Source organism: Actinomadura luteofluorescens, from assembly GCF_013409365.1.
In the GTDB taxonomy this organism is placed as follows: domain Bacteria; phylum Actinomycetota; class Actinomycetes; order Streptosporangiales; family Streptosporangiaceae; genus Spirillospora; species Spirillospora luteofluorescens.
The window spans coordinates 3665373-3689847 of record NZ_JACCBA010000001.1 but is presented as its reverse complement, the minus strand read 5'-3'; the positions used below and the strand labels follow the sequence as shown (position 1 = coordinate 3689847).

Here is a 24475-nt window from a genome sequence, read left to right as displayed (position 1 = left end):
GGGCCGGCCGTATTCGCCGCCCCGCCGGGTTCCTGACGTCTCGACGCGGAAGCGTGCATTCACATGGGCGAATTCACCGATGTCGCGCTCGGTTTTCCGACCGCGCTTTTCAGTTTCTCTCTCCTGGTCGTCGCCGGGTACTGGACGCTCGTCCTGCTCGGCGGGCTGGGAGTCGACCTTCTCGGCGCCGGCGCCGATGCCGACACGGGGGCCGGCGCCGGCGCCGAGGACGGGTTCGCCGCGGAGCGGCTCGCACCGCTCGGGCTGGGCGGCGTCCCGGCCACGGTTGCGCTGTCGGTGCTCGTCGGCCTCGCCTGGTTCGTCAGCCTCGCCGGATCGGCGCTGCTGGACGGCGCCGCCGCCCGGGCGCTCCTCCTCCCCGTCGCGCTGGCCGCCGCCTGGGCCGGGACGCGGGCGGTCGTCCTGCCGTTGCGGCACGTCTTCCAGGACCGGGCCGAGACGTCGCTGCGCGACTTCGTCGGCCTGCCGTGCGTCATCCGCACCGGGCGGGTCGGCCCGGACTTCGGCCAGGCGGAGGTGACCGCCCCGGACGGGTCGTCCGCCATCGTCCAGGTGCGGCAGCCCGCCATGGACGTGCCGGTGGCGGGCGCCGCGGCCGGCGCCGGCCTCACCGCGGGCAGCACGGCACTGATCTTCGATCTCGATCCGGACGGCCGGTTCTTCTGGGTCATGCCGCACGACACGGCCCCCGGCCTCCGTTAAGACCCCGCGCCACCCTCCCCTCCCGCAGACAGGGATCCCGATGGACACCATCACGATAGGAGCCGGTGTGCTCCTCGCTCTCGCGCTGCTCGTCACCCTCGGCCTCGTGCTGATGGTGACCCGGTTGTTCCGCAAGGTCGACCAGGGCCGCGCGCTCATCGTCTCCAAGCTCAAGAAGGTCGACGTCACCTTCACCGGGGCGATCGTCCTGCCCGTCCTGCACCGCGCCGAGCTCATGGACATCTCGGTCAAGACAATCGAGATCGAACGGACCGGCCGGGACGGGCTGATCTGCAAGGACAACATCCGCGCCGACATCCGCATCACGTTCTTCGTCCGCGTCAACAAGACCGTCGAGGACGTGATCAAGGTCGCGCAGGCGATCGGCACCGAGCGCGCCAGCAGCCGGGAGACGCTGCAGGAGCTGTTCGCCGCCAAGTTCTCCGAGGCGCTGAAGACCGTCGGCAAGCACCTGGAGTTCGCCGACCTCTACACCCGCCGCGACGAGTTCCGCGACCACATCATCCGCGTCATCGGCACGGACCTGAACGGCTACAGCCTCGAGGACGCCGCCATCGACCACCTGGAGCAGACGCCCCTGCTCTCGCTCGACAGTTCCAACATCCTGGACGCGCAGGGCATCCGGAAGATCACCGAGCTGACGGCGATCGAGCACGTCCGCACCAACGAGCACGCCCGCAACGAGGAGAAGGAGATCACCCGCCAGAACGTGGAGGCGCGCGAGGCGATCCTGGAGCTGGAGCGCCGGCAGGCGGACGCCGAGCTGCGCCAGGAGCGCGAGGTCGAGACCGTCCGGGCCCGCGAGACCGCCGAGATCGAGCGGGTCAAGGCCGAGGAGCGGCTGCGGGCGCAGGCCGCGCACATCCGCACCGACGAGCAGCTCGGCGTCCAGCACGAGAACAAGGACCGGGAGGTGTCGGTCGCGGCGAAGAACCGGGAGCGGGTCCTCGCGATCGAGAGCGAGCGGATCGAGAAGGACCGCCTGCTGGAGGTCATCGCCCGCGAGCGCGAGACGGAGCTGACCCGCATCGCGGCGGACAAGGAGGTCGAGGCGGAGAAGCGCGAGATCGCGGACGTCGTCCGCGAGCGGATCGCGGTGGAGCGGACGGTGGCCGAGCAGGAGGAGGCCATCAAGCGGCTGCGCGCGGTCGAGGAGGCCGAGCGCGACCGCCAGGCGCTGATCATCCACGCGGAGGCGGAGGCGCAGGAGAACCTGGTCAAGGACATCAAGGCCGCCGAGGCGGCGGAGGCGGCCGCCGTGCACCGCGCCCGCGAGGAGCTGACGCTGGCGCGGGCCCGGCAGGAGACCGCCGAGCTGGACGCGCAGGCGAAGACGAGGCTGGCCGAGGGGATCCGCGCGGAGGCCGCGGCGACCGGACTCGCCGAGGTCCAGGTGCGCGAGCGCGACGCCGACGCGGTCGAGAAGGTCGGGCGCGCGGAGGCCGCGGTCGCGAGGGAGAAGGCGCTGGTCGAGGCCGCCCGGATCCGCGAGAACCTGAAGGCCGAGGCGGAGGGGCTGACCGAGAAGGCCGGCGCGATGGCGGCGCTGGACGAGGCGTCCCGCGAGCACGAGGAGTACCGGCTGCGCCTGGAGGCGGAGAAGGACGTCCGGCTGGCCGGCATCGAGGTCCAGCAGAAGGTCGCGGAGGCGCAGGCCACCGTCCTCGCCACCGGGCTGGAGCACGCCGACATCAGCATCGTCGGCGGCGAGTCCGTCTTCTTCGACCGCCTGGTCGGGTCGATCGCCCTCGGCAAGAGCGTGGACGGCTTCGTGCAGAACTCCGAGGTCGCGCGGGCGGTGGCGGGCCCGTGGCTGGACGGGTCGGCGAGCTTCACCGGCGACCTGTCGCGCCTGCTCGGCGCGGTCGACACAGGCGGGGTGCGGGACCTGACCCTTTCGGCGCTCCTGCTGCGCCTGATCAAGTCGGGCGGCCCGGACACCGCCGGCCTCCAGGACGTCCTGGACGCCGCGCGCCGCCTGGGCGTCGCCGACGCCCCGCTGTCGAAGGTCAACGGCACCGGGCTCACCGCCGGTCTCGCATCCGGCTGACGAGGCCTGGCCAAGGGACGTGACGGGCCGCGTGCGCCGCGGTGGACGGACGGGAGACAGGTGGGCGTGGACATGACAGAGCCCGGCGGGACCGGGACCGGGACCGGGACCGGACCACGGCACGCGGAGCCGGACCACGGCACTTACGAGGTGCTGCGGGCGCGGCTGGCCGGGCACGCCGGCGAGCTGGCCCGCCGCGCGGAGGCGCTCAACGCCCGCAGGCTGGAGGTCTTCGGGGGCTCGGACCTGCGGCAGGCGGGCACCGAGCGGATCCGCACGGCGGACAGGTGCGTGCCCCGCGACATCGTCGCGCTCGGAGAGGTGATGCTCTTCGGCCACAACGTCGTCCCCGGCCTGCGGCCGGAGACGTCGGTCGGCGACGTCTTCTCGCTGCACCGGTTCACCCGCGGCGAGGACGGCATCGCCTTCGTCCGGGCGGGCCCGGACGCGGTTCCGGGCCTGCTGGACGACCCGCGCTTCGTGCGCGACTTCGCCGACATGTACCGGTACTACCGGCAGGCACGGCTGCTCCAGCTGCGGCTGGTGGACGGCCGGCTGCTCGCCGTCTTCCAGACCGGCCCGCGCCTGTCGGACCTGCGCGTGCTGCGGTGGCGGACCGCGCCGGACGGCGGAGTCGCCTACGAGGACAACCAGGGCGAGCGCGACCACGCGTTCCCTCCCGCGCACGACGTCGACTGGATCGAGGCCACCAGGGACGACCACGTCGCCGGCCGGCACCCGCACATCTCGATCGAGGGGGAGGTCTTCGTCGCGACGGCCGGCGGGACCCTCACCGTCAAGACCGAGGACGACACCGCGACCGGCGAGGGGATCTACTCCGAGCCGGTGGACGAGCCGCTGCAGTCGCTCGCGGACGCCGACGTCCTGCACGCCCGGGTCGGGGCGCTGATCCTGCTGCGGATCAGGCCGTACAACGAGTCCGCGTGGCGGCACCTGGTGTTCAACGTCCGCACCGAGCGGGTGGTGCGGGTCGACGGGATCGCGCAGGCGTGCCGCCGGCTGCCCGACGACCACGGGATCGTCTTCCCCGGGGGCTACCACCTGGACACGGGCGCCGCGAAGACGTTCGACACCGACGTCACGGGCCTGGAGTACGAGCGGGTCGTCCGCTCTCCCAACGGGGAGGACGTCCTTTACGTCTTCCACTCGCGGGAGGACGGCCGGTCGTCGCTGCTGCCCTACAACGTGATCCGCAAGCGGGTCGCGGCGCCGATCACCTGCCACGGGTACTCGCTGTTCGACGACGGGACGCTCGTGGTGATGCGGGCGCTCTCCGACGAGCCATCCCGCGTCCACCCGGTGCAGATCTGGGCGACCCCGTTCACCTCCGACGCGTACGCCGCCGCCCAGCCCGTCGGCACGGGCCCGCTGGAGCGGGTCGGCAACGCCGACCTCGTGCGCGGCGTCTCCGAATGCCTGTCGATCAGCCGGACGGCGGCGGAGACGTCCCCGTCGACCAGGGCGTTCGAGGCGCTGATCGCCTCGTGCACGCGCGCTTCGGACCTGTACCCCTGGCTCGGCGACGAGCGGCTCGGCGACCTCGCCGCGCCGCTCGCCGACGTCCGCTCCACGGCCGCCCGGGTCCTGGACGAGTACGAGAAGGTCCGCGCGCTCACCGAGCAGGCGGCGACGGCCGTCGCGGAGGCGGCCGGGCGGCAGGCGGCCCTGGTCCGCCGCGCCAGGACCGAGGCGCCGCGGAGCGCGGACGGCTGGATCTCCCGGCTGGCGGAGTTCCGCCGCGCCCAGGGGCACCTGGAGACGCTGCGCGACCTCCGCCACGCCGACGGCGCCCGGATCGACGAGCTCTCCCAGGAGGTCCGGGCGGAGCTGGACGAGGCCGCGCGGCAGGCCGTCGAGCACCTGCGGGGCGAGGACGCGTTCACCGGCTACCACGCCGAGGTCGAGCGCATCACCGACGCGGCCCGCGCCATCGAGACCGCCGCGGACGCCGCGCCTCTGGCCGGGCTCCTCGACGCGCAGAACGAGGGGCTGGACGTCGTCACCGAGGTCGTCGGCGACCTCGACATCGCGGACGCCACCGCGCGGACCGCGATCCTGGAGCGCGTCGGCGAGGTGCTCGGCGGCCTCAACCGCGCCCGCGCCGTCCTCGACGGCCGCCGCCGCGACCTGCTCGCCCGCGAGGGAAACGCCGCGTTCGCCGCCGAGCTCGCGCTTCTGGACCGGTCCGTCGCCGGAGCCCTGGCCGCCGCGGCGACGCCCGAGGACTGCGACGCGCGGCTCGGCGGCCTGCTGCTCCGCCTGGAAACGCTCCAGACGCGCTTCGCCGAGCTGGACGACTTCCTCACCGAGCTGGAGGCCAGGCGGACCGAGCTGTACGAGGCGTTCTCCTCCCGCAAGCAGACGCTCCTGGACGAGCGCGCCCGCCGGAGCGACCGGCTCACCGAGTCGGCCGAGCGGATCCTGGCCGGTGTCCGCCGCCGCGCCGCCACGCTCGCGTCCCCGGACGAGGTCACCGCCTACTTCACGACCGACGCGACGGTGCTCCGGCTCCGCGCGATCGCCGGCGAGCTGCGCGCCCTCGACGACGCCGTCCGGGCCGAGGAACTGGAGGGCCGCCTCGACGCCGCCCGCCAGGAGGCCGGGCGCGCCCTCCGCGACCGCCTCGACCTGTACGGCGACGACGGCGCGACGATCCGGCTCGGGCGCCACCGGTTCGCGGTCGACACCCGTCCGATCGAGCTGACCCTCGTCCCGCACCGCGACACCGTCGCGTTCGCGATCACCGGGACGGACTACCGCGCGCCCGTCCACGACGCGGACTTCGCGGAGACCCGCCGCTTCTGGAGCCAGAGCCTCGTCTCGGAAACGGCGGAAACCTATCGCGCCGAGTACCTGGCGGCGTCGGTCCTCGCCGGTGCCGACCCCGATGACCTGCGCCGGGCCGAGGCCGGCGGCCGCCTGCTCGCCCTCGTCCGGGACGCGGCCGCCGACCGCTACGACGAGGGCTACGAGCGGGGCGTCCACGACCACGACGCCGCCCGCATCCTGGAGGCGCTCCTGCGCCTGCGCACCGAGGCGGGCCTCCTGCGCTACCCGGGTGCGGCGCGCGCCGCCGCGCAGCTCTTCTGGACTTACGGCCCCGACGAGGCCGAGCGCGCGACCTGGACGGTCCGCGCCCGCTCGCTCGTCCGAGCCCGCGAGGCGTTCGGACGGCCGGGCGCCCTCCCCGCCCTCACCGAGGAACTCCGTTCGGCGGTCGCCGCGTTCGCCGAGCTCAACGCCGTGCCCGCACCCGACCCGCTCACCGCCGAGTACCTGATCGAGGAACTCGCCGCGGCCCCGGACGGCTTCGTGACGAGCCAGGGCGCCCGCACCCTGCTCAAGGACTTCGCGCAGGCGCTCGGCGACGTCTCCCTGGACGAGGACCTGCGCGGCGCGGGAAGCCTCGCCGCGCGCCGGCAGCTCGCCGAGGCGTGGCTCTCCGCCTACCTCGCGACAGGGGCGGACGGCGACCCGGCCGACCTGCCCGAGGCCGTTTCCCTGCTGCTGTGCCCGTCGGCCCGGTACGACTCGCCGGCCGCGCTGACGGCCACCGTCGGCGACCTGCTCGGCCGCCACCCGCGGATCGACGACCGCCGTCTCGGCCTGCGCCTGGACGAACTCCTCGCCCGCACGCACCGCTTCCGCACCGAGCGCGTCCCCGCCTTCCGCTCCTACCAGAAACAGCGGAACGCGCTGGTGGCCGCGGAGGAGAGGCGCCTCGGGACGGCCGGCCTCCGGCCCCGCACCATGAGCGCGTTCGTCCGCAACCGCCTCATCGACGAGGTCTACCTTCCCCTCATCGGCGACAACCTCGCCAAGCAGCTGGGCGCCGCGGGCGACGGCGAGCGCGCCGACCGGATGGGGCTGCTCCTGCTCGTCTCGCCGCCCGGCTACGGCAAGACGACCCTGATGGAGTACGTCGCCGAGCGCCTCGGACTGGCCCTGGTGAAGGTGGACGGGCCGGCCCTCGGGCACGGCGTGACCTCGCTCGACCCCGCCAGGGCGCCCGACGCCACCGCCGCCCGCGAGGTCGAAAAGATCAACTTCGCGCTCGACATGGGCACCAACGTCCTGCTCTACCTCGACGACATCCAGCACACCTCTCCGGAGTTCCTGCAGAAGTTCATCCCGCTCTGCGACGCCCAGCGCCGCATCGACGGAGCCGCACGCACCTACGACCTGCGCGGCAAGCGCTTCGCCGTCTGCATGGCCGGGAACCCCTACACCGAGTCGGGCCGGCGCTTCCGCGTCCCCGACATGCTCGCCAACCGCGCCGACGTGTGGAACCTCGGCGACGTCCTGTCCGGCAAGGACGAACTGTTCGCGATGAGCTACATCGAGAACGCCCTGACCTCGAACCCCGTGCTCGCGCCCCTCAGCGCCAGGGACCGCGGCGACGTCGAGCTGCTCGTCCGCCTGGCGGACGGGGACCCGGCCGTCCACCCCGACCGCCTGTCCCACGCCTACTCCCCGGCCGAGCTGGACGACATCCTGTCCGTGCTCGCCAAGCTCCGCCGCGCGCAGCAGGTGGTCCTGACGGTCAACCGCGCCTACATGGCCTCCGCCGCCCAGGACGACTCGTCCCGCACCGAGCCGCCGTTCCGCCTCCAGGGCTCCTACCGCGACATGAACAAGCTGGCCGGACGCATCCTCCCGGTCATGGACGACACGGAGCTGCAAGCGGTCATCGACGACCACTACCGGGCCGAGTCCCAGACCCTCACCTCGGACGCGGAGGCCAACCTCCTCAAGCTCGCCGAGCTCCAGGGCACCCTCACACCGTCCGGGGCCGAGCGCTGGACGGAGGTCAAGGCCGCCTACCGGCGCTCCCGGACACTCGCGGGGAACACCGGGGACCCTTCCGTCGGCGCCCTGCTCCACCTGGCCGACAAGCTGTCCGCGATCGAGGCGGCCCTCCGCGACGGTCCGCGTCCGCTCCGCCCGTGAGGGCGGTCGTCACCACTGCCGGTTCAGGTCCGCCTTGCCGCCGGTCACGAGGCTCGACGGCGGAACGTCGTCGGCCACGACGGCGCCGGCGGCGACCACGGAGTCACGGCCGATGCTGACGCCGGGCAGGATCGTGGCACCGGCGCCGATCCACACGTTCTCCGCCACGTCGATGGGCCCGCCGGTCAGCCACTCCCGCCGCTCCCCGGGATCGACCGGGTGGCCGACGGTGATGAACGTGGCCTTCGGCCCGATCATCACGCGCTCCCCGAGCCGGATGCCGGCGTAGTCCAGGAACGTGCAGTTCTGGTTGATGAACACGCGCTCGGCGAGGTCCAGTCGGAGGCCGTGGTCGGTGTAGAAGGGCGGGTAGATCGTGACTCTCGCCGGCAGCGGCCTGCCGAGGATCCGCCCGAACAGATCGGCCTTGCCCGCCTCGTCCTCGAAGGGCAGGACGTTCAGGCGGGAGGTGAGCTCGGTGGCCCGCAGGACCCTCTCCGCCATGGCCTGGAACTCGGTGCTGTGGATGCGCATGAGACGGTCGCCGGGCATGCCGCGGTCCTTTCGGTGTGCCGGCTGACGAGGTTCACCGGTCGGTGCCGCCGTGCGGCGACGCCCACGACGGGAGCCAGACCGTCCCGGAGAGCTTCGGCAGGCCTTCGAGGTAGCTGATGAATCCGCGGAGTTCCGGGTGCGGATTCGTGCCGGGGAGGATGAGCGAGAGCGGATACGCGAAGGTCGGGTCAACGACGGGGATCCGGCGCAGATCGTGGTCCGCCGGCCAGACGTAGCGGTCGCGTGCCCCGACGAGGGTGGCCACGTCCGCGGAATCCGCGAGGGTGTCCAGGAGCACCTCGTCCCCGAAGTGCGGGCCCGCCGCGTCGATGCGCAGGTCGAATCCGGTGGCGAGCTGGTCGTAGAACTCCGCCCACTCGCTCCGCGCCGCGATGCCCGGCACCCAGATCCGGTGCCTGCGCAGCTGCCGCGGCGTCAGCCGTCGCGCCGCGGCGAGCGGGTGCCGCGGGCCGACGAGCAGTTCGAGCGGGGAGTCGAACGCGCGGATCATCCGCATGCCGGCCGGCAGCGCCGCCGGGTCGGTGACGGTGCGGAACGACGCGTCGATCTCGCCGGCCTCGACGGCGGCGACCGCCGTGCGCGGGTCGTCGACCCTCAGGGTCACCACGTCGAGGTCGGTTCCGGGACGCGACCGCCAGTAGTCGTGCAGGACGACGGCCTGCGCGCTCCGCAGGCCGAGGACGTCGATCCTGAGGGCCCGCGACCCCGGCCTGACCGCGGCGACGGCGCGGTCGACGCCCGCGACGATGCTCCGGGCGTGAGGGAGGAACGCCTGACCGTCGAGCGTCAGCTCGACGCCTCGGGCGGTCCGCGTGAACAGGCGTACCTCCAGCCGGCGCTCCAGGGCGGCGATCCGCTTGGAGACCGCCTGCTGCGTCACGCCCAGCTCATCGGCCGCATGCTGCAACTGCCCGAGCTCGGCCGCCCGGACGAACGAGCGCAGCCCCTCGGTGTCCACGCGCCCACCCTAGGCCCGCACAACCGATGGTTGTAGCTGGCCTCCGACCGGTTGTCCGGTCGCGCTCCGGCGGGCCGGCGGCCGGGGGCTCAGCCGTGCAGCACCTGGGCGCTGAGCTGCTTGAGGTGGGCGTTGGCCCAGCGCATCTGCCGGAGGGTGTCGGGGTGGCAGCGTTCGACCAGGCGCAGCAGCGCGGTGTCGCGGTTCCCTCTGGCGGCCTGCGCGATCATCTCCCAGTCGAGGGAGACTCCGGCGGCCTGGACGTGGACGTGCCGCAGGTCGTGCAGGAGCGGCATGCCGGGCGGGCCGCGGTGCCCGACCAGTTCGCCGCCCTTCCCCCGGAGCTTCGCGCCCAGCCCGGTCTCCAAGGGGTGCGCGGTGCCCAGGCGGGCACCGTACCGGCCGCCGATCTCGGCGAGCTCGCGCACATGCCGCTGGGACCAGGCGGACAGGTCCCGGGCCACGTGGTGGATCTCGTGGTCGCCGGTGTGGCGTTCGGAGACGCGCAGCAGATCCTGGGCGAGAGCGCGTTCGCCGTGGTGCAGCCCCCGCAGGGCGAGGCCGATTCCGTTCATCGCGGCTCCTCATGGGCCATCGCCGTTCGGCTCCGAGCCGGTCCGGCTTCGCCGGCCCGGTCGGCGGAGGAGGGTCCGCCGCCGCGCTCCAGCAGCCGGAGCGTGGCGACGCCGGTCTTGAACAGCGGCTGCTTGGAGGCGGGGTCCCAGTCGGTGATCGTCAGTTCGTTGGCCGCGCGCGTCCTGGCGGCTCCCTCGGGCAGGTCCCAGTAGCCGTAGTGGAACGGCAGGAACAGGACACCGGAGCGTATGCCGGTGACGCGCACCGTGGCGTGCACGACGCCGCGCGGGCTGGAGACCTCGGCGAGGTCGCCCTCCCGCATGTCGTGGGCCTCGGCGTCGGCGGCGCTCATCTCCACCCACACCTCCGGAGCGGCGTCCCGCAGCTGCGGCGCGCGGGCGGTCTTCGTCCGGGTGTGGAAGTGGTGGACGGTGCGGCCGGTGATCAGGTGGAACGGGCGGAGCTCGTCCGGCGCCTCGTGCGGCGGCAGGTAGCCGGCCGACCTGATGACGGCCTTGCCGGACGGGTTGAGGGACCGGTACTCCACCTCCTCGACGGGGGCGCCGGTGACCAGGTCGCGGCCGAAGCTCTCGCAGTACTCGGGGGCGGCCCAGAAGCGGCCGCCGGAGTACAGGCGTTCGGTGCCGTCGGGATGGTCGCGGTCGCAGGGCCATTGGACGCCGCCCGCGGCGCGGAGCCTCTCGTAGCTGAGGCCGGTGTAGTCGCACGGGCGCCCGCGGCTGCACTCCTGCCAGGCGCGGAACGCCGACTCCGGGCCGGTCCAGCCGACGAGGGGAGTGCCGTCCCTGCCGGTGAAGCCCATCCGCCCGGCGTAGTCCAGGAAGATCTCCAGGTCCGGGCGCGCCTCGCCGGGCGGCTCGACGGCCTTCTCCGAGAGGTGGACGGTCCGGTCGGTGTTGGTGAAGGTGCCGGTCTTCTCGCCCCAGGCCGCCGCAGGCAGGACCACGTCGGCCAGCTCGGTGGTCTCGGTCGGGAAGATGTCCTGCACCACCAGGAACAGCCGCTCCTGCGCGAGGACGGACCGGATCCTCGCCAGGTCCGGCATCGAGACGGCCGGGTTCGTCCCGCTGATCCACAGGAGGCGGACCGACCCCTGCTCGGCGAACCGGAAGATCTGCATGGCATGGGTCGGGGGCGCGTGGTGGGGGATGCGCTCGGGCTCGACGTTCCAGATCCGGGCCAGGTCGGCGACGTGGTCGTCGTTGGCCCAGTTCCGGAAGCCCGGCAGGTCCCCGTCGGCGCCGCATTCGCGGGTGTTCTGGGCGGTGGGCTGCCCGTTCATCTGCAGCACCCCGCAGCCGGGGCTGCCGAGCATCCCCCGGATCAGGTGCAGGTTGTTGACCTGCACGGCGGCGGCGGTGGCCTGGTGCGACTGGTAGAACCCCTGCAGGACGGTCGACACCAGCCGTTCGGCGCCGCCGAGCAGCCCCGCGGCCCGGCGGATCAGCTCCTCGGGCACGTCGCAGATCTCCGCGACGCGGCCGGGCGGGTACTCCCGGACGCGCCGCTCCAGTTCCTCGTAGCCGACGGCGTGGGCGTCGACGTAGTCGCGATCGATCCTCCCCGCCGAGATGATCTCGTGCAGCAGGCCGTTCATCAGCGCCACGTTGGTCCCCGGACGCGGCGCCAGGTGCACGGCCGCCATGCGCGCCACGGGCGTCGACCGGGGGTCCACGCAGATCACCCGCGGCGGGTCCGGGCCGGCCAGCCGGTCGAGCATCCGCATCCACAGCACGGTCTGCGTCGCGGCCACGTTGTGCCCGAACAGCGCGATGACGTCGGCGTGGTCGATGTCCGCGTACGTGCCGGGCTGCCCGTCGCACCCGAACGACTCCTTCAACGCCGCCGCGGCCGTCGCGGTGCACAGGCGGGTGTTGCCGTCCAGATGGCTGGTGCCGATCCCGGCGCGCGCGATCGTCGTCAGCGTGTAGTACTCCTCCAGGAAGAGCTGGCCGCTGGTGTAGAAGCCGAACGCGCCGCTGCCCTGCTCGTCCAGCAGTTCACGGCTCCGGCGGACGACCGCGTCCATCGCGGTGTCCCAATCGGTCTCCACCAGCGTGCCGTTCCGGCGGACCAGCGGACGGGTCAACCGGTCCGGCGACGCGCCCGCCTGCCAGGCGTACAGATCCTTGGGGTCGAGGCGTCCCCGGTTGATCCGGTCTCCGGCCGCCCCGCGGACCCCGACCATCCGGCCGTCCTTGACCGCGATGTCCATCCCGTCCCCGTTGGAGTGCAGGATCGACGCGGTCGGCACCCATCGGTCCACGTCCCGGGGTGTGATCCCCTCCTCGAGGAAGGTGTCGACTCGGACGGGCCAGTCCTCGCCCGGACCGTAGGGCGTCCTCGTCCCCCAGGGCTCGGCGATCCGATCGATCCGCGCCATCCGTGCCTCCAAGACCTCTGGAGTTAGGACTCATCCCACTGCCCGCCACCGCGAAACATCCGGCCCTCCCGCCACGCCAGGGTGCCGAGCGGCCGGGGAGCCGCCGCTCCGTGGCCGGTCAAGGGGTGTAATGCCGGATTGCCCGTTTATCGCCTATTTGGTGCTAGTGGGAATTCCGGTCGGTCCGATTATGACCGCAGTTTGCCTATCTTTCGGAAAAGCCTTGACGGAAGGGGTGGTGCCTCTCATTCTGGAATGTTTCGTTTCGGAAAGCAGAAGGGAACCGCCATGCCCGACCCCTCCGCGGCACGGCCGTCCGCGCCGCCGCCCCGTCCCCTGCCCGTGCTCGTCCTCGCCGACGTCAGCGGGAGCATGGCGGAGGCGGGGAAGATCGACGTGCTGAACCGCAGCATCGCCGCGATGATCAGGTCGTTCGCCGACGAGGACACCGTCCGCGGTGAGATCACGGTCGGCGTGGTGACCTTCGGCGGCGGGGGCGCCGCGCTGCACCAGCCGCCGGCGCCGGCCGCCGAGGTCGTCTGGGAGGACATGCTGCCCCGGGGGCGCACGCCACTGGGCGAGGCGCTCGACCTGGTGAACGAGTTGCTGGCCGACGAGGACGTCATCTCCCGGCGGGCCTTCACGCCGACCCTGGTGCTGGTCTCCGACGGGCTGCCGAACGACGACTGGCGGGGCTCGCTCGAGCGGCTGCTGGCCTCGCCGCGCGGAGGTAAGGCCGTGCGGCTGGCGGTCGGCGTCGGTCAGGACATGGACGACGAGGCCTTCGACGTCCTGCGGGCCTTCATCGACGATCCCGTGATCCAGCCCGTGCGCGCCGACGAGGCCCACCTGCTGTCCCGGTACTTCTCCTGGGTCACCATGAGCGTCACCGCGAGGGCCCGCAGCGCCCGGCCGAACGATACGTCCCACATGTCATTCGACGAGCTCGAGGACCTGCTGGGCTGAGACGGACGGAGACGTCGGCGACATGCGTGTGGTGAAGGACGAGCACGGACGGCCGCTCCAGCTGACGCGCCTGCTGGGGACGGGCGGGCAGGGCGAGGTCTGGGCGGCGGGCGACCGCGTGGCCGTCAAGGTCCTCCGGGCCCGGACGCGGCGGGCCGCCGAGCGGCTGCGGCAGCGGCTCCGGACGGTGAGACGGCTCGACCTCGACGGGCTCGCCATCTCCCGTCCGCTGGCCATGCTCGCGGAACCGGACGTGGGCTACACGATGGAGCTGCTCGGCGACATGACCGCTCTGCGCGTCCTCGCCAACCCGCCCCCGCGCACGGATCTCGTGGACTGGTACGGGGAGACGGGCGGGCTGCGCCGCCGGCTCCGGCTGCTGGCGAGGGCCGCGGACGTCCTGGCGGCGCTGCACGCCCGGGGCATCGTCTACGGCGACCCCTCGCCCGGGAACATGATGGCGTCGGCGTCCGCCGAGCACTCCCAGGTGTGGCTGGTCGACGCCGACAACCTGGAGGTCGAGTCGGTCGTCCCCGACGAGTCGTTCACGACACCCGGATACGGCGCGCCCGAGGTGGTCGCGGGCCGCATGGGCATATCCAGTCTCAGCGACGCCTACGCGTTCGCGGTCATGGCCTTCGAGACGCTCGCGCTGGTGCATCCCTTCCTCGGCGACGACGTCCAGGAAGGCGAGCCGGAGGAAGAGGAGCGGGCGTTCGCGGGCGAACTGCCCTGGATCGACGATCCCGGCGACGACCGCAACCGGTCGAGCTACGGGCTGCCCAGGCGGGCCGTCCTCACGCCGGGCCTCAGGACGCTGGCGGAGCGGACCTTCGGCACCGGGCGATCGCATCCGGTCGAACGGGCGACGGTGGCCGAATGGCGCACCAAGCTCCAGACCGCCGCGGACCTCACGCTCACGTGCGCGCAATGCACGCAGACGTTCATCGTCGGATCCGCCGCCTGCCCGTGGTGCGGCGCCAGAACGCCACGGCAGTTGATGGGCTTGATGCATCTCGCCGTCCCCGGAGAGGAGACCTATGCGGGGACCCGCGACGGCCTTGCGATCCCGCCGCGCGAATGGCTGTGCGTGACCGCGCGCACCGCGCAGTTGGCGCCCGACGCCGACCAGGACCGTCCGATCGCCTGGCTGTGGTGGGAACCGGGAAGCGGGCTGGCCGTGCGGAACAGAGGTCGTGAACCGCTGTGGCTCAGCCGGCGCACCGGTGGTTCCCCGCGCGTCGTCGAGCCGGACGGCGAGCTGACCGTTCCGGTGTACGAGGACGTCCCGGAGTGGAGCGTTCACTTCGGCCACCGGTCCCAGCTCCACCGGGTGCTGCGGTTCCGCCTGCTCGGAACGGACCGGACATGAGCGCCCCGGGTCGCGGCAACCGCGCACCGGCGCCCCGCGGATCGTCCGGCACCGTCACCGAACCCCTGCCGGGACGTTCGGACTTCGTCTGGCTGCTCTGGGACGGCGCCCCCGACGCCCTAGAGAATCTCGACGACGGCTGGCACGAGGTGATCCTGGCCAAGATGCCGACGGGCCAGGTGGTCGCCGGCGTCGGCGGGACCGTCCGGGGCGGAGTGAGACCGGACGGGGAGCAGGATCGCGAACGCCTGGCGCGGGCGATGGCGAACCGCGCCCGTATCGCGGTCCTGTCGACGCGCAAGGTGGAGAACGAGGGGCGGCGGCGTCGCCTCCGGATCGGCCTGGACGTCCACACCTACGAGCAGGCGGATCCGCTGGAGCCGCAGTCCGTCGGCGTGGGCGACCGGGTCATGGACACGGTCGGGAGATGGGACAGGAGGCTCAGGGACAGGCCGGACGAGATCGTCCGGTGGCTCACCGAGCGCCTGCTGCTGCCCCCGAGGGCGGACGCGGGGCCGGAGGCGCCCCGCCGTCTGGTCGTGTCCATCGGCCTGAGCGACCCGAGCGCGCCGACCGGCTACCGGATCCACGGGCGGGGCGTGACCGGGGACGTCCGGACGGAGGACGGACGGCTGGTGCTGCACCGCCTGCGCCGCACCGGCGACGCGGAGGGGCAGGGGCCGCTGCGGCTGACCGAGTGCCGCCTGGAGTTCACCGACGTCTCGCGGGCCAGCGAGGCGCACGCCGAGATGAAGCACCAGCTCAACCGGCTGGCCACCGGCCAGGGCTTCCTGGCCATGTGGCACGAGTACAACCGGCTCGAAACCCGGTTCGTGCGGCGGCAGGTGCGCGATGTCGGTTTCGGGCGCTACACCGAGCGCGAACCGCTCGGCGACGGCGTCTACCGGTTCCGCGTCGACGCGTCGTCCCACCTCGACGACCAGGAGCTGACGCTGACGGAGCGGGCCCGGCGGGGCCTCGACGCGCGGGAGACCCTGGAACTGGAGGCCGCCCAGACCCTGCCCGAAGCCCTCGCCGCGGCGGACGAGGAGGACGCCTCGGAGTGGGCGCTGATCGGCGACCGGCTCGGCAAGGGCGTGGTCAGCGGCACCGTCGTCGCGGCGGACGTCGCGGCGGGCACGATCGACCTGAGGCTCGTGGAACTGGGACGCCGGCGGGTCTCCGGAGTGGGACGGGACTTCACGGTCGCACCTCCGCCCCAGGGCTTCCTCTACCGCTCGTTCCGCGGCGACCGGCGCCAGATGCAGCGGCGCAAGGCCGCCTTCGACCGGATCCTCGCGGACGGGACCAGGATCCCGAACCTGCTGGCGCTGTTCGAGGGCAAGACGGTCAGTGCGGATCCTCCCAGAAGGACGACCAGGGCGGTCTCCGCCGCGGTCCGCGACTGCTTCCGGGGCGGCGAGCCCACCCCGATGCAGGAGCGGGCGCTGGAGGTGGCCCTGAACACGCCCGACATCGCGGTGATCCAGGGCCCGCCCGGCACGGGCAAGACCCAGGTGATCACCGCCCTGCAGACCCGCCTCGCCGAGGAGGGCCGCGGCTACGCGCGGCTGCGCGGCAGCATCCTGCTCACCAGCTTCCAGCACGCCGCCGTGGACGAACTGGTCGAGCGTTCGAGGGTGTTCGGCCTCCCGGCCAACAAGGTGGACCGAGCCGGCCGCGGCACGACCGTCCAGACGGACCGGTGGCTGCAGGAGACGGTCGACTGGCTCACCGAGGAGATCGACACCGACTCCTTCGGGCGGGCGCTCGGCCTGCTGCGGACGGTGACCGCCAGGGCGGCCGGCTACCTGCTCACACCGACCCCGCCGGAGGAGACCGCGCGCCTGCTGAAAGAGATCGAGGAACTGGCGGGCGAACTGCTCCCGACCGGGCTCACCGACCGGCTGCACGGCACGCGCCGCCGGCTGGAGACGGCGTCGCGGCCCGTCCCGTTCGACCTCGACGACGACCGCGAGCTGGCGGTCCGGGCGCTGCGCGGCGTGCGGACCCTCGCGGAGTCGTTCGCGGACGACGGGCCCGCGGCGGCGGCGAAGGCGCTGCGCCGGGTCCGCGCGCTGAACGGGCAGGACGCCGGTCACGCGGCCGATCTGGACCTGCTGGCCAGGGCCGCCTCCTGGGACGTCGACGAGCCCGTCCCGTTCCTGACCGAACTGGCGGCGGCACGCGACCGGTTGCTGGAGGCGCTCCGGCCGGCGACCGGGCCGCAGGCGCCCGTCGCCGCCGACCCCGACGTGGAGGACCTGCTCGCCGAGATCGCCGAAGAGCTCGAAGAGCGGGTGCGCGACTCCGGCGAGAGCGGCCCCCAGCTCGCCATGCTGGACTACCTCGAAGGGCTGCGCGGCGACCCGGTCGCCGTCGAGTGGACCCTGCGGGCCTACACCGCCTCCTACGCGGCCACCTGCCAGCAGGCCGCGTCGCCGACCGTCGCGGTGGCCAAGGAGGAGACGCGGATCGAGGACGTCGTCTTCGACACCGTGATCATCGATGAGGCGGCCCGCGCCAACCCGCTCGATCTGATGATCCCGCTGATCCACGCGGGCCGGCGCATCATCCTGGTCGGCGACCACAACCAGCTGCCGCACATGCTGGAGCCGGAGGTCGAGCGGCAGGTGGAGCGGCTCGACGCGGGCGTGCGGGGAAGGCTGCGCGAGAGCCTGTTCCAGCGCCTGTTCGAGAACCTCAGAGCTCCTGGCGCCTCGGTGGATCGGGTCGTCACCCTCAACGCCCAGTTCCGGATGCACCGGACGCTCGGGGCGTTCGTGAGCCGCTGCTTCTACGACGGGATCCTCGAATCGCCGCGTCCGGACGAGGAGTTCGCGCACGCTCTGCCCGGCTACGAGGGCGTGCACGCGGCGTGGATCGACGTCCCGAACGGCCGGGGCGCCGAGTCCGGCAAGCGCAGCAAGCGGCGGCGGGCCGAGGCGCGCGTCATCGCCGACCAGCTGGAGCGGCTCCTGCCGTCGGCGCCGGACCTCACCTTCGGCGTCATCTCGTTCTACTCCGACCAGGTGGACGAGATCTGGCGGGAACTGGTGGCGCGCGACCTCGCCCGCCGCACCGACCAGGGATACGAGCTGGTCAGGGGGCTCCAGTACGACGCCGGGGGCCGCCGTCTGGACCGCCTGCACGTCGGGAGCGTCGACGCCTTCCAGGGCAAGGAGTTCGATGTGGTGTTCCTGTCCACGACGAGATCATCGCCTCCGGCCGGTCCGCCACCTGCGGGCGCCGCCCATGACCGCTGGGTGCGGCGCCGCTACGGCCACCTCACCCTGCGCAACCGGCTGTGCGTGGCGATGAGCCGGCAGAAGCGCCTGCTGGTGACCGTGGGCGATGCCGCGATGTTCGAAGGGCCCGCGGCTCCCGCGCAGGTCGGGCCGCTGACCGAGTTCCTCCGGCTGTGCCGTTCGGGAGGTGAGCATGGCACCGTCCTTTCCCCGTAGCGCGAGGATCGTCCAGCTGTGCCCGGCGCCGCCGCGGCGCGACGAGCGGATCTGCGTGGCCTTCCCGGCGTGGGCGCACCGCGTGACCGCCCCGGTCCTGCCCCGCCGGGGGCTCGATCTCTTCGAACGCGTCGTGCTGGGGCTCTGCCACGCGGGCGTCCGGGAGCCGGACCTGATCGCGGCCCGGATCAACCTGCACGTGCGGCTGTGCGCGCACATCGTCGACCAGGCCGTCCACCACGGGCTGCTCGACCGGCAGGGGGAGCTGACCGAGCAGGGGAGGCGGGCGCTCCGCACGGGCGGCGTCGCCGAGGAGACGTCCTGGTCGGTGAGGTACGTCTTCCAGTCGCCCGAGGCCGGCGGCGACCTGTGGCCCCGCACCGCCGAGCGGCTCGCCGACGCGCATGTCACGTGGCGGGCCCCGGGCAGGGCCGGGCTCCAGCTCGGCACCACGGGCCACCCGGACCACGTCGAGGCCGCGATCGTCGACATGGCCGACGCGGGGACGGAGGCCGCCCCCGGCCGGCCCCGTCCGGAACAGGTCATCGAGGTCGCCCGGCTGGACCGGGACGCGCGGGAGGCCCGGCGGGTGCGCGAGTTCGAGCGCGGCCAGGGCCTGGCGCCGGTGGCGCGGCCGGGCGAGACGGCGGGCGCCCGCCCGGGGCCGGGCGGGGACCGGCCGCCGGATCTGGACCGGATCGCCTTCATCGACGCCCCCGAGCCCGTCCTGGTCGTTGGATTCGCCACGGCCGACGGATCCGGGGAGCTGGTCGCGCACGACCCCTTCGGCGTCGGGAGCAGTGCCATGTTCGGCGAGCTGCTGGATCGGTGCCTGCACGACGGCGGGCCGCTCGCGGAGCGGATTCGCGGCGTGACCCGGACGAAGGCGGAACGCGCCGAGCGCACCTACCGGCAGGCGGACGCGACGGCGCGCGCCCACGTCGAATCCGTGCTCGTCGCCGAGTTCGGCGCGTCCGTCCGGAGTGACGAGGACGCCTTCGACCTGATGACCGAGGTGGACCTCGCCGTAATGCTGGGCGACCAGGCGGGTGCGCTGGAGCGCGTCGTGCACGCGACGCACCGCCTGTACGAGGAGCTCTTCCGCCGCCTGGCGCGCGGCTATCCCGTGTCGGTGGACTCCGTCCGGGCGATCTCGCCGACCGAGACGCTGCGACGGTCCGCCATCGAGGAAGCCGCCCACCGCGTCGGTTTCCAGACGGTCCCCCGGCTCTTCGACCAGGATCTTCGTGAGGCCGCCAGGGGATCGAGTACGGGGAAGGACCTGCCCTTGAGGAAGGCCGGCGCCCTGGCCCTCGTGGCGGCGCACCGGAACGCGGAGCATCCCCTGCACCGGCTGGCGGCGCGGCGTCCCGACCTGCTCAGTGCGCTCGCCGCGCTCGGCACCATGCGCAACCGCGTCTCGCACGGAGGAAGGGACCCTTCCGCCGCGCAGGACGCGAAATGGTGCCGCGAGCTGGCCGCCCTCGCCGTGCCGGAACTCATCCCCCTGCACTGACATCCATTCCGCTCCAAGGAAGGACGAGTAGTTCACGATGGCCAAGAAGCGCCCCGCCCAGGCGCGTCGGCAGACGCCCCAGCGCCGGACCAGGCCGGCCGCCGCCAAGCCGGTGAATCGGAAGGCGGCCGAGGAGGAGGCCGAAGCGCGACGTCCCGAGGCGATGGCCGCCGTCGGAGGTGAGGACTCTCTGCCCGCGCCCGCGGAGCCCCCGGCCGGCGGAGTGGACGACGGGGCGGTCGCCACCGAATGGCAGAAGGCCGCCGAGGCCGTGGCCCTGTTCAAGCAGGCCGCCGAGCGTGTGGACGAGACGCGGCAGGCCCTGGAGCGAGGAACCGAGGAGGCGGCCGAGCGTCTCGCCGCCATCGAGAAGGACGCTCAGGAACTGGCCGCGCAACTGGACCTCGTCCAGAAGAGGACCGGCGAACTCGACGAGCGGGAGAAGCGGCTGGTCGAAGAGGAGCGCGAACTCGTCGCCGCCAGGGAACGAGCGAAGGAGACCGCGCTCGCCGAAGCCCGGAAGGCGCTGGAGAGCACCCGGCGAGAAGTCGAGACCCGGCAGCGCGAGCTGGCGGAGGAGCACGCCCGCACCCGCGCCGCGCTCGGCGCCGATCTCGAAGTGCAGCGCCGGGAACTGGCCGGGCGGACGGAGAAGCTCACCGAGGAGCGGGCGCGCCTGCGGGAGTTCGAGGTCGAGCTGAACGCCCGGGACGAGGACCTGGCCGATGCGCGCGCGCTGCTGATCGAACGCGTGGAGCACGCCGTCGCCGCGGCCGTGGAACGGGCCGAGCTGCGGTCCAGGGAGCTGGAACAGCGCTGCAGGGCGCTCCAGGATCACACCGCCGACATGGAGAAGGAGCGCGACGAGCGGAACCGCATCGACCGGGCCTTCGGTCATCGGCCGCCCGGCGATGTGCTGAAGGAGCTGCAGGAGCTGCGGACCGAGAACTCCGCCCTCCGCCTCCAGCGCCAGGTGCCCGAGGACGTGACGGAACGGCTCGCCAGGCTCCAGGAGGCGGAGCGCGGCTGGCGGGAGGAGCGCGCGGTGCTCGTCGCGGACAACGAGCGGTTGCAGCGGCAGCTCACCGGCCATCAGATCACCGCCCTGGAGCTCGAGCGGCTCAAGGTCACCAAGGAGGCCATGGAGGCCTCGGTCGGCGCCTACCGCGTCCGCGTCCAGGAACTGCACCAGGACATCCAGAGCCTGACGGCGCGGAAGGAGGGCGAGTCGCCCTTCCCCGAGTGCCGCGCGATGGACGCGCAGCACGACGAGAGGCGCGACGACCTTCTGGGCCAGGTCCCGCAGCTGGACAGTTTCGTCTACTGGCTCCGGAACTATGTCGCCCAGCAGTACCGCATGTTCTACGCCGAGGAGGACCTGATCCTCTTCCTCGGAGGGCTGGCCGCGTCGCGGCTGCATCTCCTCCAGGGGATCAGCGGCATCGGCAAGACGCAGCTGCCGATCGTCTTCGCCAAGGCCCTCCAGGCCGAGACCGCTCTCGTCCCGGTGAGCGCCGACTGGCGCACCCCGCAGGATCTCGTTGGGTACTTCAACGCCTTCGAGCGCAGGTTCTACGAGTCGCCCTTCACCCAGGCGCTCTACCGGGCCGGATGCCCCGCCTACGCCGACCGTCCGTTCTTCGTCGTACTGGACGAGATGAACCTGTCGCACCCGGAGCAGTACTTCAGCGAGGTCCTGTACCAGATAGGACAGACGAGGAAGCCGGACGGCGCCCCGCCCAGCCTGGAGCTCATGACGACCGAGGTCCAGCCGGCCCCCCGAGGGCTCGTGGACGGCCGCAAGCTCGTCATCCCGCCGAACGTGTGGTTCATCGGCACGGCCAACCACGACGAGACGACGGTGGCCTTCGCCGACAAGACCTACGACCGTTCGCACGTGCTGGAACTCCCCGCCCGCCCCCAGATGTTCGAACCGGACCCCGTCCCGCCGCTGCCGGCTCCGCCGTCGCTCGGCGCCCTCGAAGCGGCTTTCGAGCGCGCCCGCCGGACGCATGCGCAGGCCGCGCAGAGCGTGTTCGCCTTCCTGGACGGCGAGCTGCGGGACCGCCTCTTCCGGGACTTCCGGATCTCGTCCGGGTCCCGGACCATGAAGTACCTGGAGGCGTTCGTCCCGGTCGTGTGCGCGGCGGGCGGCGGCCAGGGGCAGGCGGCCGACCACGCGTTCGCGACCCGCGTCCTGCGCAAGCTGCGCGGCCGGTTCGAGATCCCGTTCGATCTGATCCAGGGACTCCGCGACGATCTGCCCGGGCTCTGGGCGCCGTTCGGCACCGTCCCGCACAGGTCGCTCGAACGGCTCGACGAGGAGATCCATCTGCGGAGGGGCGTCTGACATGCCGGTGCGGATCTGGGACCGGCTGCTGGGGCGCGAGGTGGAGCGGCCGCCAGGTGGGCGCATGACCCTCGGCAGGCTGTTCTTCGCGCCCGGCGGCCGCCCCCTCTTCCTGAACGCGACGGCCGTGCGCCCCGGCCGGTACCTCGCCGCGGACGGGACGTGGACGCTGTGGGACGAGACCCGGCATCACCGTGACGAGGGCGACTTCGGGCATCACGCCATGCCCGACGACATCACGACGTACATCGTCACGGCCATCGGCAGAAGGCTCGATTCGCTGGTCGCGGGGGACGTCACCGCGGAGGAGTGGCTGTCGGAGACTCCGCTGATGGGCGGGGCCGACATGGACGAGCGCCTGCGCCCCCGCGAAATCGACGAGGTGATCGAGCGCTGCCTCCCGCATCTGCGCGCGGCTTGCCATCTGCCCGTGGCCCGACTGCGGGCGGTGAACCGGCTGGTGCCGGCGTCGCAGGTACGGCGCGTCACTCCCGCCGCCATCACCCGGCTCACCGCCCGCAGCGAGGACTGGGCGGCGCTGCGTCCCGACGGCATTCGCCCGGGACGCCTCCTCGACCCTGCGCGCGAGACCGATCTGGACTTCTACGAGAACCGGGTGCTCGCCAGGCTCGTCGGCCATCTCTGGGACCACGTGCAGGGACGGTTGGCCGAGGTCGAGCGGATCGAGGCCATGCTCGACGACGTGAGCACCTACGCGGAGGACGCGAGTGGACGCCCATGGCGGGTGAGCCGGTACATGTTCCTCCTCATCGAAGGCCTCGTCGAGAGCAGCACCCGGCGTACGAGGGCCAAACAGTTGAGGGAGGGCTTGGAGAGGCTCCGCAACGCGCTGGTCGAACTTCGCGGGCCGACGATCCTGCCGGGAGTCCACCGTCACGCCGATGTCGGCACCGTCCTGCGCACCACCAACGTCTTCACGAACGACGACAGATACAGGCGAGCCGCCGAACTCTGGCGGGCGTGGGTCGCCGCGAAGAGCGGGAACGGTCCGCCCGGGACGACCAACGACCGGATCCAGGAGTGGTGCGAATCGTTCACGCTGTACACCGGCCTCCTCCTCACGCATGCGCTGGCGCAGTTGGACCTGGTTCCGGAAGGCTCGTTCGGGCCCGGCGGAGAGGTTTCATGTGGCGGCCGGTACCCGGAGGCCGTGGGCCTTCAATGGGAGCAGGCAGGAACATTCGTGCTCTGCTGCGGAGACGAACCCGTGTTGCGCGTCGTTCCGGTCGCGCACGCGCTCGTCGCTTCGGAGCAGCCGGGCAGGGTGTCCCAGGAGATCGAGGCGATCGCCTCCGCGGCCACGACGGAGCCGCGCACGCTGATCGTCTACCCCGGGCAGCGCGAGACGCGCGAGAAGCTGCCACTCCACGTTCGGCTCAGGACGTTCCAGGGCTGCGAGGCGCCCGCTCCGTCCGGCGGCGCCCGGGCACTGTCGCTCCTTCCCGTGTCACCGTTGGAGATCGACAGCGTGACGCGGCTGGCGCGCAGCCTCCGCTGGGCCCTCGCCCAGCACCTGTTCGCGCGATACCCGGCACGCGTCGACTGCCCGGCCCGCTATGCGAACGCCATCGCGGAGGGGACGGACTGGATCGTCACGAGCGCGAACGGCCTCTCCGTCGTGAGGCCGCCCGCATCCCATGAACTCGCCGCGGTGCGACGCCGGATCGGGACCCTCGGCCATCGCTCCGCCCAGTTCATGCAGCGCGGTGACAACGCCGAGCTGGTCGACCGGTTGCAGGCCGAGGTGAAGGCCGCTGCGGAGAGCCTGGCGGAACTCGCCCGATGCCCCCTCTGCCGGAACGCCTCAAGCGATCCCTCCCGAACCTTTCAGGTGCGGGACAAAGCCACGTTCCGCGGCTCATGCGACGTCTGCAGAGCAAGCTGGGAACTGAGGCGGTGCGGTTCGTGCGATCGCGGCTATCCGGTGCTGAACGGTAACGGCCGAGACGAGGGTGTCCCCGTCGAAACCGACGGGGACACCATGGACCACAGGTTCGGCAGCGAGGCCCTCAGCGCTCAGTGCTGGGTCAGAGGCGCGGTGGCCTACTGCCCGCACTGCGGCGAATGCAGCGAAGCGAGGGCACTGAAGAACCCGCGATGCCGGCGCTGCACCGGTGACGGCCACGCGGACCAGGTCACCCGAACATGACGCTGTGCGGGAGAGGACTCGTGAAGGTCCTGGCCTCGCCGGGACTGAGGGTGATGCCGGCCGGTTCTTCGCAGAGCCGGTCAAGGAAGAGGGTGGCGCGGGCGTCGGTGCGGTTGGCGGCGCTGGTGGCGCCCTGCAAGAGCAGCCGGCACTCGCCGTTGTCGGGGTCCTCGATCTCCACGTCCCCCGAGTCGGGGGAGTGGTAGAAGAAGGTCCCGGTGGCCCGCGCACCGACGGTCGACGCCGACGCGAAAGTGAGAGCGGGAGCGGCCGACACCAGAACGGCGCCCGCGACGGTCAGCGCGGCGCGTAAGGGCATCCTCATGAGTCCTCCGGGGGGAAGTGACGGGGGGGGAGC

General features: G+C 72.7%; 14 protein-coding genes. 9 read left to right on the top strand and 5 right to left on the bottom strand.

Translation table 11 applies throughout. The features are described from left to right. Window positions 1-63 precede the first annotated feature (63 nt). The 3 genes from BJY14_RS16975 to BJY14_RS16965 all read left to right on the top strand — a co-directional run bounded on the left by BJY14_RS16975 (window position 64) and on the right by BJY14_RS16965 (window position 7765). Window positions 64-723: a hypothetical protein gene (locus BJY14_RS16975; RefSeq protein ID WP_179844500.1), complete on the top strand. Its 660-nt coding sequence runs from the start codon at window positions 64-66 to the stop codon at window positions 721-723. 40 nt (window positions 724-763) lie between these two features. Next, on the top strand, window positions 764-2794 hold the full coding sequence (locus BJY14_RS16970; protein ID WP_179844499.1) for a flotillin family protein: 2031 nt from the start codon (window positions 764-766) through the stop codon (window positions 2792-2794). A 72-nt stretch (window positions 2795-2866) separates the two neighbouring features. Continuing rightward, window positions 2867-7765: a DNA repair ATPase gene (locus tag BJY14_RS16965; RefSeq protein ID WP_179849444.1), complete on the top strand. Its 4899-nt coding sequence runs from the start codon at window positions 2867-2869 to the stop codon at window positions 7763-7765. 9 nt (window positions 7766-7774) lie between these two features. Here BJY14_RS16965 and BJY14_RS16960 read toward each other — a convergent pair whose 3' ends face one another. The 4 genes from BJY14_RS16960 to BJY14_RS16945 form a co-directional block, all read right to left on the bottom strand. Next, a complete protein-coding gene (locus tag BJY14_RS16960; protein ID WP_179844498.1) occupies window positions 7775-8317 on the bottom strand; it encodes a DapH/DapD/GlmU-related protein in 543 nt (180 codons plus the stop codon). 34 nt (window positions 8318-8351) lie between these two features. Further along, window positions 8352-9299 carry a LysR family transcriptional regulator gene (locus BJY14_RS16955; RefSeq protein WP_179844497.1) on the bottom strand — a complete coding sequence of 316 codons (948 nt, stop codon included), beginning with the start codon at window positions 9297-9299 and terminating at the stop codon, window positions 8352-8354. 89 nt (window positions 9300-9388) lie between these two features. After that, a complete protein-coding gene (locus BJY14_RS16950) occupies window positions 9389-9874 on the bottom strand; it encodes a hypothetical protein (RefSeq protein ID WP_179844496.1) in 486 nt (161 codons plus the stop codon). After that, entirely contained in the window at window positions 9871-12279 is a 2409-nt protein-coding gene (locus tag BJY14_RS16945; protein ID WP_179844495.1) for a molybdopterin oxidoreductase family protein, read from the bottom strand. The genes BJY14_RS16950 and BJY14_RS16945 overlap by 4 nt, the downstream gene beginning before the upstream one ends. Window positions 12280-12567: 288 nt before the next feature. Here BJY14_RS16945 and BJY14_RS16940 point away from each other — a divergent pair, with 288 nt between their 5' ends. The 6 genes from BJY14_RS16940 (at window position 12568) to BJY14_RS16915 (ending at window position 24117) form a co-directional block, all read left to right on the top strand. Then, entirely contained in the window at window positions 12568-13245 is a 678-nt protein-coding gene (locus tag BJY14_RS16940) for a vWA domain-containing protein (RefSeq protein WP_179844494.1), read from the top strand. Window positions 13246-13267: 22 nt separating this feature from the next. Then, window positions 13268-14617, top strand: coding sequence for a protein kinase domain-containing protein (locus BJY14_RS16935; protein WP_179844493.1), 1350 nt, complete (start codon window positions 13268-13270; stop codon window positions 14615-14617). After that, on the top strand, window positions 14614-18081 hold the full coding sequence (locus tag BJY14_RS16930; RefSeq protein WP_179844492.1) for a DEAD/DEAH box helicase: 3468 nt from the start codon (window positions 14614-14616) through the stop codon (window positions 18079-18081). The genes BJY14_RS16935 and BJY14_RS16930 overlap by 4 nt, the downstream gene beginning before the upstream one ends. Next, window positions 18059-19597: a hypothetical protein gene (locus tag BJY14_RS16925; protein WP_179844491.1), complete on the top strand. Its 1539-nt coding sequence runs from the start codon at window positions 18059-18061 to the stop codon at window positions 19595-19597. The genes BJY14_RS16930 and BJY14_RS16925 overlap by 23 nt, the downstream gene beginning before the upstream one ends. A gap of 37 nt (window positions 19598-19634) precedes the next feature. Then, complete coding sequence (locus BJY14_RS16920; RefSeq protein WP_179844490.1) at window positions 19635-21947, top strand: AAA family ATPase; 2313 nt, start codon at window positions 19635-19637, stop codon at window positions 21945-21947. A 223-nt stretch (window positions 21948-22170) separates the two neighbouring features. Continuing rightward, window positions 22171-24117 (top strand): hypothetical protein, encoded by a 1947-nt coding sequence (locus tag BJY14_RS16915; protein WP_179844489.1) that lies wholly within the window; start codon window positions 22171-22173, stop codon window positions 24115-24117. Here BJY14_RS16915 and BJY14_RS16910 read toward each other — a convergent pair. Next, window positions 24104-24442 carry a hypothetical protein gene (locus tag BJY14_RS16910; RefSeq protein ID WP_179844488.1) on the bottom strand — a complete coding sequence of 113 codons (339 nt, stop codon included), beginning with the start codon at window positions 24440-24442 and terminating at the stop codon, window positions 24104-24106. The genes BJY14_RS16915 and BJY14_RS16910 overlap by 14 nt on opposite strands. Window positions 24443-24475 lie beyond the last annotated feature (33 nt).

What these genes read in the sequence shown, in the direction of transcription:
- BJY14_RS16920 (WP_179844490.1), top strand. Translation starts at nt 19,635, where the DNA reads ATGGCCAAGAAGCGCCCCGCCCAGGCGCGTCGGCAGACGCCCCAGCGC.
- BJY14_RS16970 (WP_179844499.1), top strand. Translation starts at nt 764, where the DNA reads ATGGACACCATCACGATAGGAGCCGGTGTGCTCCTCGCTCTCGCGCTG.
- BJY14_RS16940 (WP_179844494.1), top strand. Translation starts at nt 12,568, where the DNA reads ATGCCCGACCCCTCCGCGGCACGGCCGTCCGCGCCGCCGCCCCGTCCC.
- BJY14_RS16960 (WP_179844498.1), bottom strand. Translation starts at nt 8,317, where the DNA reads ATGCCCGGCGACCGTCTCATGCGCATCCACAGCACCGAGTTCCAGGCC.
- BJY14_RS16915 (WP_179844489.1), top strand. Translation starts at nt 22,171, where the DNA reads ATGCCCGACGACATCACGACGTACATCGTCACGGCCATCGGCAGAAGG.
- BJY14_RS16965 (WP_179849444.1), top strand. Translation starts at nt 2,867, where the DNA reads ATGACAGAGCCCGGCGGGACCGGGACCGGGACCGGGACCGGACCACGG.
- BJY14_RS16925 (WP_179844491.1), top strand. Translation starts at nt 18,059, where the DNA reads ATGGCACCGTCCTTTCCCCGTAGCGCGAGGATCGTCCAGCTGTGCCCG.
- BJY14_RS16910 (WP_179844488.1), bottom strand. Translation starts at nt 24,442, where the DNA reads ATGAGGATGCCCTTACGCGCCGCGCTGACCGTCGCGGGCGCCGTTCTG.
- BJY14_RS16945 (WP_179844495.1), bottom strand. Translation starts at nt 12,279, where the DNA reads ATGGCGCGGATCGATCGGATCGCCGAGCCCTGGGGGACGAGGACGCCC.
- BJY14_RS16930 (WP_179844492.1), top strand. Translation starts at nt 14,614, where the DNA reads ATGAGCGCCCCGGGTCGCGGCAACCGCGCACCGGCGCCCCGCGGATCG.
- BJY14_RS16975 (WP_179844500.1), top strand. Translation starts at nt 64, where the DNA reads ATGGGCGAATTCACCGATGTCGCGCTCGGTTTTCCGACCGCGCTTTTC.
- BJY14_RS16950 (WP_179844496.1), bottom strand. Translation starts at nt 9,874, where the DNA reads ATGAACGGAATCGGCCTCGCCCTGCGGGGGCTGCACCACGGCGAACGC.
- BJY14_RS16935 (WP_179844493.1), top strand. Translation starts at nt 13,268, where the DNA reads ATGCGTGTGGTGAAGGACGAGCACGGACGGCCGCTCCAGCTGACGCGC.